Genomic DNA, 15,708 nt, shown 5'->3' with positions numbered 1-15,708 from the left:
GTGATCCTCGAAGAACGAGAAAACTCATTCTCCTCCCATCATTTTTCCTGTCAACGAAGAACGCGCCGGCGACCCGGTGCGGCCGGCTGCCGTTACGGCCCGGCGCCGAAGGACAGCACCCGCGTGATTTCGGTGTAGCGCGACTCGACCACCATGATCGCCACGAAAACCAAGATTACCAGCGGCGGCACGATGATTGCATAGGACAGCGCCAGCCGTTCCCAGGCCATGTGCATGAACACGGCAACGATCAGCCCGGCCTTCAGCATCATGAAGATGAGGATCAGCGCCCAGCGCAGATAGCCGTGAACGCCGAAATAATCGACGGCGTAGGAGCAGGCGCTGAGGATGAAAAGCCAGCCCCAGACGACGAGGTAGAGCTTGATCGGGTGTTGCTGCCCCTCGGCATGGGTAGCCGCGTGAGCGGCTGCGGCGTGCCCGTGCAGCCCATGATCCTGCGCTTCGACCTGTGCCATCGCTCACCTCACCAGAGATAGAAGAACGCGAAGATGAACACCCACACCAGATCGACGAAGTGCCAGTAGAGCCCCATGATCTCGACGCTCTCATACTGGCCCCGCCGGCTGGTGAAGAACCCGCGCGCACCGGTTTCGTAGTCGCCGCGCCAGACCTTGCGCGCGACGATCAGCAGGAAGATCACCCCGATCGTCACATGGGTGCCGTGGAAGCCGGTGATCATGAAGAAGGTCGAGCCGAACTGCGCGGCCCCCCACGGGTTCTCCCACGGCCGCACGCCTTCGCTGATCAGCTTAGTCCACTCGAAGGCCTGCATGCCGACAAAGGTCGCGCCGAGGACTGCGGTCAGCAGCATCAGGATCGCCGTCTTCCTGCGGTCGCGCCGGTAGCCGAAATTGACCGCCATCGCCATCGTGCCGGACGACGAGATCAGCACGAAGGTCATGATCGCGATCAGGATCAGCGGGATGTCCTGGCCGAACAGATGCAGGGCAAAGACCTCGCTCGGATTTGGCCACGGCACGACAGTCGACATGCGCGCGGTCATGTAGGACAGGAGAAAACAGCCGAAGATGAAGGTGTCGCTGAGCAGGAAGATCCACATCATGGCCTTCCCCCAGGAGACGCCCTTGAACGCCCGCTGGTCCGACGACCAGTCGGCGACGAAGCCGCGCAGGCCCGGCGGCCGCGGCGCGGTGTGGTCGGCATGTCCCAGTGTGGTTTCGGCCATCCCCGTTCTCCTCAGCTCAGCAGCCGGCGGCAGATATCGATGAAGTCGGCCGCCCAGCCCATCAGCACAGCGAAGAGCACCAGCCAGACGATGAGCAGCACGTGCCAGTACATGGCGCACAGTTCCGTCGAGAGGACGAGACGTGCCGAGCTTTCGCCGCGCCATGCCCTGACATTGGTCCGGCCGAGCGCCACCAGGCCGCCGATGATGTGCAGCCCGTGCATCGCGGTGATCAGGTAGAAGAAGCTGACCGCCGGATTCTCGGTCGCGAAATAGCCTTGTGCCGCCAGATCGCGCCAGGCCAGCAACTGACCGCCGAGAAACACCGTCGAAGTCAGCGCACCGGCCAGCAGCGCGAGGCGGAGATTGTCGCGTTGCCCCTTGTGGGCAGCCACCACCGCGCATTGCAGCGCGACGCTCGCCAGCACCAGCATCGCGGTGTTGAGCCACAACAGCCGTGGCACGGGCGCTGCCTGCCAGTCGGCATAGACCATGCGCATGAAATAGGCGCTGATCATCAGCGCAAACAGCGCGCCTACCACCGCGAGAAACACGCCGAGCCCGATCTTCGCCGGATGCATGATCGGCGCTTCAGTCTCGGGAAAGGCCGTGACCGGCCCCACTTCGAGCCACGGCTTGGACATCAGCCGCTGGCGCGACAGCCACCAGCCCGCAATGGCCGTGATCAGCGCGAGGAAGACCAGGATGACGCTCATGCCGGCCCGCCTTGCGTCGCCGGGCGCGGGTCGTTCTGCGGAATGAAGTCTTCGGGCGCACCCGGCACGCTGTAGTCATAGGCCCAGCGGTAGACCACCGGCAGTTCCTTGCCGAAATTGCCATGCGGCGGCGGCGTGCCCGCCGTCTGCCATTCGAGCGACGTCGCCCGCCATGGATTGTCGCCGGCATCCTTGCCGTTGCGCAGGCTCCAGAACAGGTTGAACAGGAACACCATCTGGGCGAAGCCGACGGTCAGCGCGGCGATGGTAATGAACTCGTTCAGCGTATGCACCGACGGCGGGATGAACGCCGTGTCCCCGAGTTCGGGATAGCGCCTGGGAACGCCGACCAGCCCGACATAGTGCATCGGGAAGAAGATCAGATAGGCGCCGACGAAGGTGACCCAGAAATGGAAGCGGCCCATCGCCTCGTTGAGCATCCGGCCGGTGATCTTGGGATACCAGTGATAGATCGCGCCGAAGACGACCATGATCGGCGCCACGCCCATCACCATGTGGAAATGCGCCACCACGAACATCGTGTCCGACAGCGGCACGTCGACCACCACATTGCCCAGGAACAGGCCGGTCAGCCCGCCATTGACGAAGGTGACGATGAAGGCGAGCGCAAACAGCATGGGCAAGGTCAGGTGGATGTCGCCACGCCACAGCGTCAGCACCCAGTTGTAGACCTTGATGGCGGTCGGCACCGCGATGATCAGCGTCGTCGTGGCGAAGAAGAAGCCGAAATAGGGGTGCATGCCCGACACGTACATGTGGTGCGCCCAGACGACGAAGCTGAGCGCGCCGATGCCGACGATCGCCCAGACCATCATGCGGTAGCCGAAGATGTTCTTGCGCGCATGCGTGCTGATCAAGTCGGAGACGATGCCGAAGGCCGGCAGCGCCACGATGTAGACCTCGGGGTGGCCGAAGAACCAGAACAGGTGCTGGAACATGATCGGGCTGCCGCCATTGTGCGGCGACTGCTCGCCCATCTCGACCATGGCCGGCATGAAGAAGCTCGAACCGATGATGCGGTCGAACAGCATCATGACGCAGGCGACGAACAGTGCCGGGAAGGCCAGCAGCGCCATGACCGTTGCCGTGAAGATGCCCCACACCGTCAGCGGCATCCGCATCAGCGTCATGCCGCGCGTGCGGGCCTGCAGCACGGTCACCACATAGTTGAGGCCGCCCATGGTGAAGCCGATGATGAACAGGATCAGCGACACCAGCATCAGGATGATGCCCCAGTCCTGGCCTCCGGGCGTGCCGGAAGTGATCGCCTGCGGCGGATAGAGCGTCCAGCCGGCCCCCGTCGGTCCGCCCGGCGCAAAGAAGCTCGACACCAGGACCAGCACCGCGACCAGGTAGATCCAGTAGCTCAGCATGTTGACATAGGGAAACACCATGTCGCGCGCGCCGACCATCAGCGGGATCAGGTAGTTGCCGAAGCCGCCGAGGAACAATGCGGTGAGCAGGTAGATCACCATGATCATGCCGTGCATGGTCATGAACTGGTAGTAGGCCTCGGGCGTGATGAAGTCGAAGGTGCCGGGAAAGCCGAGCTGCAGCCGCATCAGCCACGACAGCACCAGCGCCACCAGGCCGATGGCCATCGCGGTGCCGGAATACTGGATGGCGATGACCTTGGCGTCCTGCGAGAAGACGTATTTCGTCCACCAGCTGTGCGGATGGTAGAGATCCATCTCGCCCACTTCCGCCGGTGGGATCAGGTCTGCTCCGTGCGGCGTGACATCGACCATGCGTGCACCTGTTGCTCTTGCCTCTGCCTTTCGCGGTGAGGCCGCCATCGAGCGGTCGCGCCGTGTCTCCTATTCCACCTTCGCCGCAGCCTTCGCCCGGTCGACCAGCGCCCCCACCTTGGCAGGCCCGGTCAGCTGGGCGAATGTCGACTGCTGCTGCAGCCATGTCGTGTAGTCCTGCGCAGTGTCCACCATGACGATGCCGCGCATGAACCCATGTCCCGTGCCGCAGAGTTCCGCGCACAGCACTTCGAACGTTCCCGTCCGCGTCGGGGTCAGCCAGAAATAGGTAACCATGCCCGGCACCATGTCCATCTTGGCGCGGAACTCGGGCACGTAGAAATCATGCAGCACGTCGATCGAGCGCAGCAGCATCTTGACCGGCTTGTCGATCGGCAGGTGCAGGTCGGCTGCTTCGACCACGACATCGTCCTGGCCGTTCGGATCTTCGGGATTGATGCCAAGCGGGTTGTCGGAATTGATCAGTCGGGCGTTCGACGTGCCGAGCTTGCCGTCGGCTCCGGGCAGGCGGAAGCTCCACTGCCATTGCTGGGCGACGACCTCGACCTCGGTCGCATCCTTCGGCACGGTGACGAACTGCTTCCAGACATAAAGGCCGGGTGCCAGCATCGCCGCCACGCCGACCGCCGTTATCAGGGTCAGCCAGGATTCGAGTTTCCTGCTTTCAGGCTCGTAGGCCGCCTTCTGCCCTTCCTTGTGGCGGAAGCGATAAACGCAATAGGCCATGAACAGCACGACCGCCGAGAAGACGGCACCGGTGATCCAGAAAGTGACGACAAGGGTGCTGTCGATGTAGCCCCAGTTGGAGGCTATCGGCGTCCACCACCAAGGGCTCAGCACATGAAACAGCACCGAGCCAATGACAACAAGAACGAGTACGAGCGCTATGGCCATCCTCTGTCCTCCCGGCATCCCGGGGGACGCTGTCCCCGCAGGAAGGCCAGCCACATCATAGCTTGATTTGTCGTCGAAATACTAGGGGAGCGGGGCCGGCCAGGGCCGCGTCATGTTTGCAGGCGCCTCGACTGCGTCGGAAACTCTTCCGCGGCGGCGTTATGTTGTTGCCGGCAGGACGAAATACAAAAAGGCGGTGCGGCGGCATTTCCCCACCCGCACCGCCTCTGATTTTCGACCCTGTCAGACTGCTTGCGCGGGATAGCCGGCAGCGTCGAGCGCCTGGGCCACCTTGGCGGCATCGGCCGACGTTTCAACGGAAACGGTCTGCGACTTCAGGTCGATGTCGATACGCGCGGCCGCGTCGACGCTTTGCACGGCCTTGGTCACCATGCCGGCGCAATGGCCGCAGGTCATGTCGGGAACATTCATCTTCAGCATTTCAAGTCCTCATTCGGGTCGGCATGACGCCGTAGCCGCAATCTGGTGTTTCCAGCCACTGTAAGGTCAACAATTTTTCAATCACGGATTTGTTACCACGACTTTTCCCTCGTCGGCAAAGCCCCTTCAAGCCGAATTGGGGAGCATAGGTAAACGTTTTCAAAGCGTTAGCGCCAAGATGGAAAACATGCAGGAAAGCGCTTGACCTTACCAACACTGGAAGCCTTAGACCTCGGTTCGAAAATCGATGAAATAGAGGTCCATGACCATGAATGCTCCCTTGAACCCACCAGCGGCCGGCACCGTCCGGCAAAGCTTCCCGATCGAAGGCATGACCTGCGCTTCCTGCGTGCGTCGCGTCGAAGTCGCCATATCAAAGGTGCCGGGGGTGACCGCGGCTGCCGTCAACCTTGCCACGGAAAGCGCTGACGTTGCCTTCGACCGCACGGCGGATTCCGCTGCCGTTATCGCCGCCATCAACAGTGCCGGCTATGCGGTTCCGGTCGAAAAGTCGGAGGTCGAGATCGAGGGCATGACCTGCGCCTCCTGCGTCCGTCGCGTAGAGCTGGCAATCGCCGCCGTACCGGGCGTGCTCAAGGCATCCGTCAATCTCGCCACCGAGCGCGCCACCGTCGAGACTTTCGCCGGTGCAGCCCCCCGTTCGGCGATCGACGCTGCCATCCGCAAGGCCGGCTACGAGCCGCGCCGCAGCGACAAGGCCGGCGTCGAGGGCGACAGCCGCGAGGACGCCCGCAACCGGGAATTCTCTCATCTCAAGCGCGACTTCGCCATCGCTGCCGTGCTGACGCTTCCGATCTTCGTGCTCGAGATGGGCTCACACCTGTTTCCGCCGATGCACCACTGGCTGCTGACGAACATCAGCCAGCAGAGCCTCTACATCGCATTTTTCGTGCTGGCGACCATCGTCCAGTTCGGCCCCGGCCTGCGCTTCTACAAGAAGGGCGTGCCGGCCTTGGTGCGGCTCGCGCCCGACATGAACTCGCTGGTCGTGCTCGGCTCGACCGCCGCCTGGGCCTATTCGGTGGTCGCCACCTTTGCGCCCGGCGCGCTGCCTGCTGGCACGGTCAATGTCTATTTCGAGGCCTCGGCGGTCATCATCACGCTAATCCTGCTTGGCCGCGTGCTCGAGGCCAAGGCCAAGGGCCGCACCAGCGAAGCGATCAAGCGGCTGATGGGCCTGCAGGCCAAGTCGGCGCGCGTCCAGCGCAACGGCGAGTTCGTCGACGTCGCCCTGGAAGAAGTCGCCGCCGGCGACGTCATCCAGGTGCGCCCGGGCGACAAGGTGCCGGTCGACGGCACGGTGCTTTCGGGCTCGTCCTTTGTCGATGAATCCATGATCTCCGGCGAACCTATCCCGGTCAGCAAGGGCGAAGGCGCCGAGGTCGTCGGTGGCACCATCAACAAGACCGGCAGCTTCACCTACCGGGCCACCAAGGTCGGCGCCGACACGCTGCTGGCCCAGATCATCCGCATGGTCGAAACGGCTCAGGGCTCCAAGCTGCCCATCCAGGCGCTGGTCGACAAGGTCACGTCCTGGTTCGTACCTGCCGTCATGGTCACCGCAGCACTGACCTTTGCCGTCTGGCTGTTCTTCGGTCCGGAGCCGGCCGTCAGCTTCGCGCTGGTCAATGCGGTCGCCGTGCTGATCATCGCTTGCCCGTGTGCCATGGGTCTCGCCACGCCGACCTCGATCATGGTCGGCACCGGACGCGCGGCAGAACTCGGCGTGCTGTTCCGCAACGGCGAGGCGCTGCAGTCGCTGAAGTCGACGCAGGTCGTCGCGCTGGACAAGACCGGCACGCTGACGGCGGGCAAGCCCGTGATGACCGACCTCGAAGTCGCCAATGGCTTTGACCGTGCGAAGGTTCTGGCCCTGGTGGCCTCAGTCGAGGCCCAGTCCGAGCACCCGGTGGCTTCCGCCATCGTTGCTGCCGCCAAGGACGAAGGCCTTGTGCTCGGTGAGGCAGGTGCGTTCGAGGCCGTGCCCGGGTACGGCGTCAGCGCCAGCGTCGGCAAGCATCGCATCGCAGTCGGCGCCGACCGCTACATGGCCAAGCTCGGCATCAGCGTGCAGGAGTTCGCGGAGACCGCGATCAGCATGGGCTACAAGGCCAAGACCCCGCTCTATGCGGCTGTCGACGGCAAGCTCGCAGCTGTGATCGCCGTCTCCGACCCGATCAAGCCGACGACGCCGCAGGCCATCCGCGCCCTGCACGATCTGGGCCTGAAGGTCGCGATGATCACCGGCGACAACCGCCGCACGGCGGAAGCCATCGCCGCCCAGCTCGGCATCGACGAGGTCGTCGCCGAAGTGCTGCCCGACGGCAAGGTCGACGCCATCAAGCGTCTCAGGGCCGGCGGCCGCGCCGTGACCTTCGTCGGCGACGGCATCAATGACGCGCCCGCTTTGGCCGAGGCCGAGGTCGGCATCGCCATTGGCACCGGCACCGACGTCGCCATCGAAAGTGCGGACGTGGTGCTGATGTCCGGCGACCTGCTGGGCGTGACCAACGCGATCGCGCTTTCCAAGGCGACGATCAGCAACATCAGGCAGAACCTGTTCTGGGCCTTCGCCTACAACGCCGCTCTCATCCCGGTCGCGGCGGGCGTGCTCTACCCGGTCAGCGGCACGCTGCTGTCGCCGATGCTGGCGGCAGGTGCGATGGCGATGTCGAGCGTCTTCGTGCTCGGCAATGCGATGCGGCTGAAGCGCTTCAAGGCTCCGGCCCGCGCGACGGCCACATCGGGCGCCCCGTCGCTGGTCCCGGCCGAGTAGCCAAACCTTGCGGCCTGCTTTCCAGCAGGCCGCTCCTCCCCCATCCGTCTCACGCGAGGCCCCCATGCCCAACGCTCCCTGGATCGAGATCTTCACCACGCCCACCTGCCCCGACTGCCTGGCGCTGAAGCGCTGGCTGAACGCCCAGAAGCTCCCCTTCGTCGAACGCGACCTGCGCGACCCCGCCATCGCCGACGAAGCCAAGCGCCGCACCGGCGTGCGTGTCGCCCCCATCACCATCATCGACGGCAAGCACGTCTTCTTCGGCACCTTCCCAACCCAGCGCGCCGAGATCGAAGCGCTGCTGGACCTGACCCGAGCGGCATGACCATGACCTACCTGACCCTGCCCCAGCCCGGCCGACGTATCCCCGTTGGCGAAGCCCAGACGATCCTTCTGGCGGCACTCGAGGCCGGCGTTCCCTATCCGCATGGCTGCCGTTCCGGCCGCTGCGGCGCCTGCAAGTCGCGCCTGATCACCGGCGATGTCGAACTCGGCAAGCATTCGCCTTTCGCCCTTACGGAGGAGGATCGGGCCAATGGCCTGATTCTCGCCTGCCGGTCGGTGCCGACAGCTGACGTCACCGTCGAATGGCTGGACGAAGCCTTTGTCGCAAGGCCCGCCGTGACCCAGGACGCCGAAGTCGTCGCCATCGAGCGCATGACTCACGACATCCTTGCTCTCAGCCTGCGGCTTTCCGATCGCGCGGCCTTCCGCTTCGCCGCCGGGCAACATCTGACACTGACCGTTCCCGGCGCGCCGCCCAGGCAATATTCTATGGCCAATCGCGCCAGCGAAGAGCTCATCGAACTGCACATCAGGGCTGTGCCAGGCGGCCGCACCAGCGGGCTGATCCATGCGTCACTCACAGCGGGCGACAAGGTGCGGATCGAGGGTCCGGCCGGCTCCGCCTACCTGCGCGAAGCCCACGCCGGCCCGATCGTAGCGCTTGCCGGCGGCAGCGGCCTCGCGCCGATCAAGTCGATCGTCGAGACGGCGCTGCATGGCGGCTTCGACGCGCCGATCCATCTCTATTTTGGCGCGCGCGCCGAGCGTGACCTCTATTTGATCGCGTATTTCCGGGCGCTGGCGCAGAGGTTCCCCAACCTGGATTTTGTACCGGTGCTTTCGCAGGATGCCTCGGATGGTCGCCGCAGCGGCTACGTTTCAGACGCGCTCGCGCAAGATCACCGCGACCTTGCCGGCGCCAAGGCCTATGTCGCCGGCCCTCCGGCCATGGTCGACGCAGCCATGGCCGTTCTAGGCGCAAGCGGGGTTTTGGCAGCCGACATTCACGCCGACGTCTTCTTCACGCCTGAGAAAAGCGACAACAACGCCGCTTGACCAAGGCGAGTCCAGTACCCATTGATAGGACATGCATTCAATGCGGCACATGACGAACCACCCCGGGCGCGCTGGCCAGCGCGGGCAGGCTGGCGCGCGTGCTGTCGTGATGGCGTATGGCAGGCCCAGGGCATCGAGCGCCCTGCGCCTGATGCTGCCGCTGCTGCTCCTCTTCTTCCTCGCACTCGGGCAGGCAGCCTCTGCCCACCCGGCCAGCAGCCAGCACCAGCCGCACGCCACCCAGACGATGTCGCATCACGCCAAGGCAGCCGACGGCGCCTGTTGCAGCGACAATTTGCAGGACGTCGATGGCAATGCCTGCCTTGCTCAATGTGTGGCGTCGTGCAGCTATTGCGCGCCGCTGCCCCTGCCCACAGTCTTCCCCGACCTGGCAACCATCTCGCCGCCTCCCGCGACGACCGAACCCCTTTACGGGGCAATAGCCTCGCCTCACCCCCGGCCACCATCCGTCGCCTGAACTGACAGGCGCTGCAACGCGCCAGATCCGGCTCGCCCAAGAGCCGGAACTCTTTCAGTTTTTGGAGACTTTAGAAAATGAAAACCCTTTCACGCCGCAGGTTTCTGACGGCATCCGCCGCCACGCTTTCAGTTGCTGCGGTTCCCTCTCTCCTGCTTCCCGCCCGCCCGGCACGCGCCGACGGGCACAAGGTCATCGCGGCAGGCAAGCGCGTCATCGAGGTCAAGGGCAAGGCGGCCAACGTCTTCGGCCTCACCCAGGCAGACGGCAGCTCGGGCCTTGTCATGAATGCCGGCGAGAACTTCCGCGTCACGCTGAAGAACCTCATCGGCGAGCCGACCGTCATCCACTGGCACGGTCTCACCCCGCCCTGGCAGCAGGACGGCGTCGCAGGCATCTCGCAGGAGCCTGTCCCCGACGGCGGCAGCCACGATTACGACTTCCCCGTGGCCCGAGCCGGCACCTTCTGGATGCACTCGCATTTCGGGTTGCAGGAGCAGTTGATGCTTGCTGCTCCGCTGATCGTGCGAGATCCGGCCGAGGCAGGCCAGGACATGCAGGAGGTCGTGGTGCTGTTCCACGACTTCACCTTCCGCGATCCCCGGGAGATCCTGGCCGAACTACAGGCCGGTGGCCACGACATGGGCGCTATGACGCCTGCACCCGCCCCGGCAACAGGCGGCCATGAAGGCCACAACATGCCGGGCATGGCGATGGATGGCGGACAAATGAGCGGCATGGACCATGGCTCGATGAACATGGGCGGCATGCAGATGGGCGGCCAGATGGATGGCATGTCTCACCTACAGGACGTGCAGTATGATGCCCTGCTCGCCAACGACCGTACCCTCGACGACCCCGAAGTGTTCCCCGTCGAGCCGGGCGGGCGCGTGCGGCTGCGCCTCATCAACGGTGCGGCCAGCACCAACATGTGGCTCGACCTCGGCAAGCTCACGGGCAGGCTGATCGCCGTCGACGGCATGCCGGTGGAACCGGTCGAAGGCTCGCGCTTCGAGTTCGCGGTGGCGCAGCGCCTCGACATCGTACTCGAGCTGCCGAAGGAAGCTTCGGCCTGGCCCGTTTTCGCCGTGCAGGAAGGTGGGCGCATGCGCACCGGCGTGGTGCTCGCCGCCAAGGGCGCGTCGGTTGGCAAGCTGACCGACATGGCGGACGAGGACTTCCCTGCCGTTGGCATAGAGCTCGAACAGAGGCTGCGGGCGGCAAAGCCACTAGCCGAAAAGGCGACCACGCGCCAGCACACCATGATGCTGGGCGAAGGACCCAACTATGTCTGGACGCTCGACGGCGCCATGCATGGCCAGGACAAGCCGTTGGCGGTGAAGAGCGGCGACCGCTTCGAGCTGACCTTCATGAACCACACCACCATGTCGCACCCGATGCACCTGCACGGCCATCTCTTCCAGGTGGTCGCGGTCAACGGAAAACGCTTTGCCGGTGCGATGCGCGACACGGTTTTGGTGCCGGCCAACATGGGCATGGTGACCATCGCCTTTGACGCCGACAACGCCGGCACGTGGGCGCTGCACTGCCACCATCTCTACCACATGGCCGGTGGCATGATGACCTCGATGGCCTACGACGATTGATTTGAACAGCAGGCCGGCGCTACGCGCGCCGGCCTGCATCACGTTTTCGCCAGCCCCTTGAACTTCCAGTTACTGGAAGCCTTATATCATTCGAAGATCGCTCAAGGAGTGAAAGATGAACATTGGTACTGCTTCGGAAAAGTCGGGCCTGCCGGCCAAGACCATCCGCTACTACGAGGACATCGGCCTGCTGCGTCCCGATCGCGCCGGCAATGGCTATCGCGACTATTCGATGTCGGACGTGCACCGCCTGCGCTTCCTGCAGCGCTCGCGCAGCCTCGGCTTTTCGGTCGAGGAATGCCGACAGCTGCTGTCGCTCTATGGCGACAAGGAGCGCGAGAGCGCCGACGTCAAGGCCATCGCCGAGATCAAGCTGGTCGAGATCGACCGCAAGCTCGCCGAACTGACCGAGCTGCGCAACACGCTGCGCCACCTCGTCCACAACTGCCACGGCGATGATCGGCCCGATTGCCCGATCATCGACGGCCTTTCCGGCAGGGCGACCCAGTAAGCTGCCGGGCAGGACCGCAGCATGACCGGCCTCGCCGCCTATGGCGGCCTCTTCGTCGCGGCCTTCGCGGCCGCGACGCTGTTGCCGGCGCAGTCCGAGGCCGTGCTCGCCGGGCTGATCCTCAATGGCGGCCATTCGCTTGCCTTGCTGATTGCCGTCGCAACCATCGGCAATGTGCTGGGATCGCTGGTCAACTGGGTGCTCGGCCGACAGGTCGAGCGCTTCAAGGACCGCCGCTGGTTTCCGGCCAGCCCGGCAGCGCTTGCGCGCGCCGAAAGCTGGTATCGCCGCTACGGCCGCTGGTCGCTGCTGCTCTCCTGGGTGCCGATCATCGGCGACCCGCTGACGCTGATCGCCGGCACGCTGAAGGAGCCGCTGTGGAGCTTTCTTTCTCTCGTCAGCATCGCCAAGCTGACGCGCTACGTCGCCATCGCGGCGGCAGCGCAGAGCTTCGTTTAGGCACTTCGCCGCTTGGCCGAAACAACTTGGACCGGATCAGCAGTGGCCTTGCCGTGCCCTTAACACTGAAACGGTTTGGATAGCCCAATCAAGCCAGAGATCCCTACCCCCTGATCAGCACCGGTCCGCGCGCGGCAAAGCCGATGCCAACCTCCTGCCCAGGCACGAACGGCGCATCGACATCGGACGACACGGCGAACACCTCGCCGAACTCTGTGCCGACCATGAACTCCAGGTCGGAGCCGACATAGGTCACCTTGTCCAGCCGGCCGGGGATCGTGCGCGGGCTGCCTGCCGGCTTGATCTCGATGCGGCTCGGCCGCACGGCGAGCTTGGCAGGCCCCGGCGCCATGCCGCGCGCGTCAAGCTTGGTCTCCAACCCACCCAACCGCACGCTCGCCATGCCGTCCGCCACCGCTGAAATCTCGCAGTCGAAGATGTTGGCCTCGCCGATGAAGTCGGCGACGAAGGCATCCGCCGGCGCGTCGTAGAGTTCGCGCGGCGTGCCGTCCTGGGCGATGACGGCATTGTTCATGACGATGATGCGATCGGAGACGGCCAGCGCCTCCTCCTGGTCGTGGGTGACATAGACCACCGTCAGCCCGAGCTTGGTCTGGATGTCGCGGATCTCCTCGCGCACCCGGCGCCTCAGCTTGGCGTCGAGATTGGACAGCGGCTCGTCGAACAAGAGCACCTGTGGCTCGAGCACCAGCGCGCGCGCCACGGCCACGCGCTGCTGCTGGCCGCCGGACAGCTCGCTCGGCAAGCGGCTGCCGTAGCCGGAAAGCCCCACCAGCTCCAACCCGGCGCGGGCGCGATCACCGATCTCCTTCTTGGCGAAGCCGGAGAACTTAAGCCCGTACTCGACGTTCTCGTTGACCGTCATATGCGGAAACAGCGCATAGGACTGGAACACCATCGACACGTCGCGGTCTGTCGCTGGCAAATGGGTGACATCGGCACCACCGATCAGGATCTGCCCCCGCGTCGCCATCTCCAGCCCGGCAATCATGCGCAGCGTCGTCGTCTTGCCGCAGCCGGAGGGGCCGAGCAAAGTGACCAGCTTGCCGGCCTCGACGAACAACGACACGTTGTTGACCGCCGGCACCGGGCTTTTGCCGTAGACCTTGGTGACCTCGCGGAACTCCACCGAAGCGGCGTTGCTCTTGATCTCAGCCATCAGCCGCCTCCAGAAAATGCCGGTTGGTTGCGCGCAGGCAGGCTGACGTTGGAGCGCCAGCCGCCGGACTGCGGATCCCCATGTTGCCCGCGCCGGCCGATGTTGCGCCGCCCGACCACAAGCTGCATCAGCCCGACCACCACCAGCATGACGCCGATCAGCACGGCCGAGTAAGCAATGGCAATGCCGTATTCGTTGTTTTCGACGCGGCCGACGATGTAGCTCGTCGACATGTCGTAGCGGGCGCTGACCAGGAAGATGATGGCGCTGATTGCCGTCATCGCACGCACGAAGGAATAGACCAGTGCGGCAACGATCGCGGGCCTGAGCAAGGGCAGCACCACCTTGCGGAAGGTCTGCCATGAATTGGCACCCAAGGTCAGCGACGACTCGTCAAGGCTCTTGTCGATCTGCGACATCGACGCCACGCCCGCCCGCACGCCCACCGGCATGTTGCGGAAGATGAAGGACAGAACGAGGATGATGCCGGTGCCGGTCAGCTCGATCGGCGGCACGTTGAAGGCGATCACGTAGCTGACGCCGATCACCGTGCCCGGAATGGCGAAGGACAGCATGGTGCCGAACTCGAAGGCGTTCTTGCCGGCAAAGTTCTGCCGCACCAGAAGATAGGCGGTGAGCAGACCGATGGCCGCCGTCAGCGGCGACGAGATCAGCGCGATCTGCAGCGTCGTCCAGAACGAGCTCCAGGCCGAGCCCTTCCAGTGGATGCCGAACTCGTTCCAGCCCACCGCGAAGGCCTTCACATAATGGGCGAAGGTCAGGCTGTGATCGACGCCCCAGAGCTTGACGAAGCTGCCATAGAAGATCGTCGCATAGATGAAGATGGTGAACGCGACCCAGAAGCCGGCAGCGCCGTAGACGGCGCGCTTCAGGCCGGTGGGCAGCTCCGGGTGGACGCCGGCGTCGCCCTTGCCCGACATCGTCGTGTAGGACTTCTTGCCGAGCCAGAAACGTTGGGCATAAAAGGCGAGCAGCGTGAAGGCGAGCAGCACCAGCGCCAGGATCGCCGCCTGCGCCTCGTCGTTCTGCGCGCCGACGATGGCAAAGAAGATCTCCGTCGACAGCACGTCGAAATTGCCGCCCAGCACCAGCGGGTTGCCGAAATCGGCCATGCTCTCGATGAAGCCGAGCAGGAAGGCGTTGGCGAGGCCCGGCCGCATCAACGGCAGCGACACCGTCCAGAAGGTCTGCCAGCGGTTGGCGCGCAGCGTCTGCGCCGCCTCCTCCATCGACGGGCTGACGCCCTCGACCACCCCGATCAGCACCAGGAAGGCGATCGGCGTGAAGGCCAGAAGCTGGGCGATCAGCAGTCCGGGCAGGCCGTAGATCCAGCGCGTCGGCTGGATGCCGAACAGCTCCGAGAACGTTTGCGTCACCGCGCCCGACAGGCCGAACAGCAGGATGATGGCAAGGCCGATGACGAAAGGCGGCGTGATGATCGGCAGCACCGTCAGCGCCCTGAGCAGCTTGCCATAGCGGAAGCCCGTGCGCGTCACCATCAGTGCGAAGACGAGGCCCAGCACGGTCGTCAGCACGCCCACGAGCACGGCGAGGAACAGCGAATTCCAGGCGACTCCGCAACGGCTGCCGCCGGCAAGGCAGTCGAGGCTCCACAGCCGCACGCTGAACAGCTTGCCGAGGAAGGTCGTCAACGAATAGGTGCCGTCCTCCGTAATCAGAGCATTGGCCAGCATCTGCAGGATCGGCATGAAGATGAACAGGCCGACCGACGCCACCACGAAGGCGATGGTCGAGACCACGAAGACGTCGCCGCCGACCGCGCCGCGCGCTGCGAACCCGAGCGAGAACAGGAACAGGAAGGCCAGCCCCGCCAGCAGCGCGCCGTAGCCCATGCCGAACTGGCGGTCGTCGAAATCGCCGAACAGGCTGTGCAGCCAGCCGAACTGCCAGCCGCGCAGGCCGATGGCAAATCCCTGGAACAGCAGCCAGGCAAAGCCCGCCGCGCCTATCGCGACGAGCAGCCTGCCGAACAGCGGATCGGATTTCCTGCGGCCCCACAAAAGCAGCGGCGTAGCCAGCAGCAGGCCGAGCGGTGCCAGCCACAGCTTCTCCCCCTTGATATTGAGGATCAGCGCTGGCGCAAACTCACTGTCGAGGGGATAGCCCTCGAACAGCCAGGACAAGCCGAAGAACCCGTCTTCGACGCCGTACCAGGGGAGCACGGCAAAGCCGAGCAATCCGACCGCCACCCAAAGGATGACGGTCGGGTGCAGGCCGCCGCTAAAGTCGCGGGAGCGCATCT

Annotated in this window: 15 protein-coding genes; 6 read left to right on the top strand and 9 right to left on the bottom strand. The window is 64.6% G+C overall.

Going from position 1 to position 15,708, the window contains the following annotated elements:
* Positions 1-92 precede the first annotated feature (92 nt).
* The 6 genes from CO731_RS08015 to CO731_RS07990 form a co-directional block, all read right to left on the bottom strand.
* Positions 93-476: a cytochrome C oxidase subunit IV family protein gene (locus tag CO731_RS08015; protein ID WP_108606725.1), complete on the bottom strand. Its 384-nt coding sequence runs from the start codon at positions 474-476 to the stop codon at positions 93-95.
* 8 nt (positions 477-484) lie between these two features.
* Complete coding sequence (locus CO731_RS08010) at positions 485-1,207, bottom strand: heme-copper oxidase subunit III family protein (protein WP_108606724.1); 723 nt, start codon at positions 1,205-1,207, stop codon at positions 485-487.
* Positions 1,208-1,218: 11 nt separating this feature from the next.
* On the bottom strand, positions 1,219-1,923 hold the full coding sequence (locus tag CO731_RS08005; RefSeq protein ID WP_108606723.1) for a cytochrome c oxidase subunit 3: 705 nt from the start codon (positions 1,921-1,923) through the stop codon (positions 1,219-1,221).
* Entirely contained in the window at positions 1,920-3,692 is a 1,773-nt protein-coding gene (gene ctaD / locus CO731_RS08000) for a cytochrome c oxidase subunit I (RefSeq protein WP_108606722.1), read from the bottom strand. Before ctaD ends, CO731_RS08005 begins: the two co-directional genes overlap by 4 nt.
* A gap of 69 nt (positions 3,693-3,761) precedes the next feature.
* Positions 3,762-4,607, bottom strand: coding sequence for a cytochrome c oxidase subunit II (locus CO731_RS07995; RefSeq protein ID WP_108606721.1), 846 nt, complete (start codon positions 4,605-4,607; stop codon positions 3,762-3,764).
* Positions 4,608-4,850: 243 nt separating this feature from the next.
* On the bottom strand, positions 4,851-5,048 hold the full coding sequence (locus CO731_RS07990; protein ID WP_108606720.1) for a heavy-metal-associated domain-containing protein: 198 nt from the start codon (positions 5,046-5,048) through the stop codon (positions 4,851-4,853).
* Between the two features lie 268 nt (positions 5,049-5,316).
* On the opposite strand from CO731_RS07990, the gene CO731_RS07985 reads away from it, so the two are divergent.
* The 3 genes from CO731_RS07985 to CO731_RS07975 all read left to right on the top strand — a co-directional run bounded on the left by CO731_RS07985 (position 5,317) and on the right by CO731_RS07975 (position 9,189).
* A complete protein-coding gene (locus tag CO731_RS07985) occupies positions 5,317-7,845 on the top strand; it encodes a heavy metal translocating P-type ATPase (RefSeq protein WP_108609696.1) in 2,529 nt (842 codons plus the stop codon).
* Between the two features lie 64 nt (positions 7,846-7,909).
* A complete protein-coding gene (locus CO731_RS07980; RefSeq protein WP_108606719.1) occupies positions 7,910-8,173 on the top strand; it encodes a glutaredoxin in 264 nt (87 codons plus the stop codon).
* A 2-nt stretch (positions 8,174-8,175) separates the two neighbouring features.
* On the top strand, positions 8,176-9,189 hold the full coding sequence (locus CO731_RS07975) for a 2Fe-2S iron-sulfur cluster-binding protein (RefSeq protein WP_108609695.1): 1,014 nt from the start codon (positions 8,176-8,178) through the stop codon (positions 9,187-9,189).
* Positions 9,190-9,226: 37 nt separating this feature from the next.
* Here the strand turns inward: CO731_RS07975 and CO731_RS28670 are convergent, their stop codons facing one another.
* Positions 9,227-9,520, bottom strand: coding sequence for a hypothetical protein (locus CO731_RS28670; RefSeq protein WP_159091593.1), 294 nt, complete (start codon positions 9,518-9,520; stop codon positions 9,227-9,229).
* A 224-nt stretch (positions 9,521-9,744) separates the two neighbouring features.
* Here CO731_RS28670 and CO731_RS07965 point away from each other — a divergent pair, with 224 nt between their 5' ends.
* The 3 genes from CO731_RS07965 (at position 9,745) to CO731_RS07955 (ending at position 12,244) form a co-directional block, all read left to right on the top strand.
* Entirely contained in the window at positions 9,745-11,274 is a 1,530-nt protein-coding gene (locus CO731_RS07965; protein ID WP_108606717.1) for a multicopper oxidase family protein, read from the top strand.
* A 115-nt stretch (positions 11,275-11,389) separates the two neighbouring features.
* Positions 11,390-11,785 (top strand): Cu(I)-responsive transcriptional regulator, encoded by a 396-nt coding sequence (cueR, locus tag CO731_RS07960; RefSeq protein ID WP_108606716.1) that lies wholly within the window; start codon positions 11,390-11,392, stop codon positions 11,783-11,785.
* 21 nt (positions 11,786-11,806) lie between these two features.
* Positions 11,807-12,244 (top strand): YqaA family protein, encoded by a 438-nt coding sequence (locus CO731_RS07955; RefSeq protein ID WP_108606715.1) that lies wholly within the window; start codon positions 11,807-11,809, stop codon positions 12,242-12,244.
* A 103-nt stretch (positions 12,245-12,347) separates the two neighbouring features.
* Here CO731_RS07955 and CO731_RS07950 read toward each other — a convergent pair whose 3' ends face one another.
* Positions 12,348-13,424: an ABC transporter ATP-binding protein gene (locus CO731_RS07950; RefSeq protein WP_108606714.1), complete on the bottom strand. Its 1,077-nt coding sequence runs from the start codon at positions 13,422-13,424 to the stop codon at positions 12,348-12,350.
* Complete coding sequence (locus CO731_RS07945) at positions 13,424-15,706, bottom strand: iron ABC transporter permease (protein WP_108606713.1); 2,283 nt, start codon at positions 15,704-15,706, stop codon at positions 13,424-13,426. The genes CO731_RS07950 and CO731_RS07945 overlap by 1 nt, the downstream gene beginning before the upstream one ends.
* Between the last annotated feature and the right edge of the window lie 2 nt (positions 15,707-15,708).

It is taken from the genome of Aminobacter sp. MSH1 (genome assembly GCF_003071665.1).
GTDB lineage: Bacteria > Pseudomonadota > Alphaproteobacteria > Rhizobiales > Rhizobiaceae > Aminobacter > Aminobacter niigataensis.
Note: the sequence above shows the minus strand (reverse complement) of the source record. Positions and strands in the feature narration are given on the sequence as shown.

What these genes read in the sequence shown, in the direction of transcription:
- CO731_RS08015 (WP_108606725.1), bottom strand. Translation starts at nt 476, where the DNA reads ATGGCACAGGTCGAAGCGCAGGATCATGGGCTGCACGGGCACGCCGCA.
- CO731_RS08010 (WP_108606724.1), bottom strand. Translation starts at nt 1,207, where the DNA reads ATGGCCGAAACCACACTGGGACATGCCGACCACACCGCGCCGCGGCCG.
- CO731_RS08005 (WP_108606723.1), bottom strand. Translation starts at nt 1,923, where the DNA reads ATGAGCGTCATCCTGGTCTTCCTCGCGCTGATCACGGCCATTGCGGGC.
- ctaD (WP_108606722.1), bottom strand. Translation starts at nt 3,692, where the DNA reads ATGGTCGATGTCACGCCGCACGGAGCAGACCTGATCCCACCGGCGGAA.
- CO731_RS07995 (WP_108606721.1), bottom strand. Translation starts at nt 4,607, where the DNA reads ATGGCCATAGCGCTCGTACTCGTTCTTGTTGTCATTGGCTCGGTGCTG.
- CO731_RS07990 (WP_108606720.1), bottom strand. Translation starts at nt 5,048, where the DNA reads ATGCTGAAGATGAATGTTCCCGACATGACCTGCGGCCATTGCGCCGGC.
- CO731_RS07985 (WP_108609696.1), top strand. Translation starts at nt 5,317, where the DNA reads ATGAATGCTCCCTTGAACCCACCAGCGGCCGGCACCGTCCGGCAAAGC.
- CO731_RS07980 (WP_108606719.1), top strand. Translation starts at nt 7,910, where the DNA reads ATGCCCAACGCTCCCTGGATCGAGATCTTCACCACGCCCACCTGCCCC.
- CO731_RS07975 (WP_108609695.1), top strand. Translation starts at nt 8,176, where the DNA reads ATGACCTACCTGACCCTGCCCCAGCCCGGCCGACGTATCCCCGTTGGC.
- CO731_RS07965 (WP_108606717.1), top strand. Translation starts at nt 9,745, where the DNA reads ATGAAAACCCTTTCACGCCGCAGGTTTCTGACGGCATCCGCCGCCACG.
- cueR (WP_108606716.1), top strand. Translation starts at nt 11,390, where the DNA reads ATGAACATTGGTACTGCTTCGGAAAAGTCGGGCCTGCCGGCCAAGACC.
- CO731_RS07955 (WP_108606715.1), top strand. Translation starts at nt 11,807, where the DNA reads ATGACCGGCCTCGCCGCCTATGGCGGCCTCTTCGTCGCGGCCTTCGCG.
- CO731_RS07950 (WP_108606714.1), bottom strand. Translation starts at nt 13,424, where the DNA reads ATGGCTGAGATCAAGAGCAACGCCGCTTCGGTGGAGTTCCGCGAGGTC.
- CO731_RS07945 (WP_108606713.1), bottom strand. Translation starts at nt 15,706, where the DNA reads ATGCGCTCCCGCGACTTTAGCGGCGGCCTGCACCCGACCGTCATCCTT.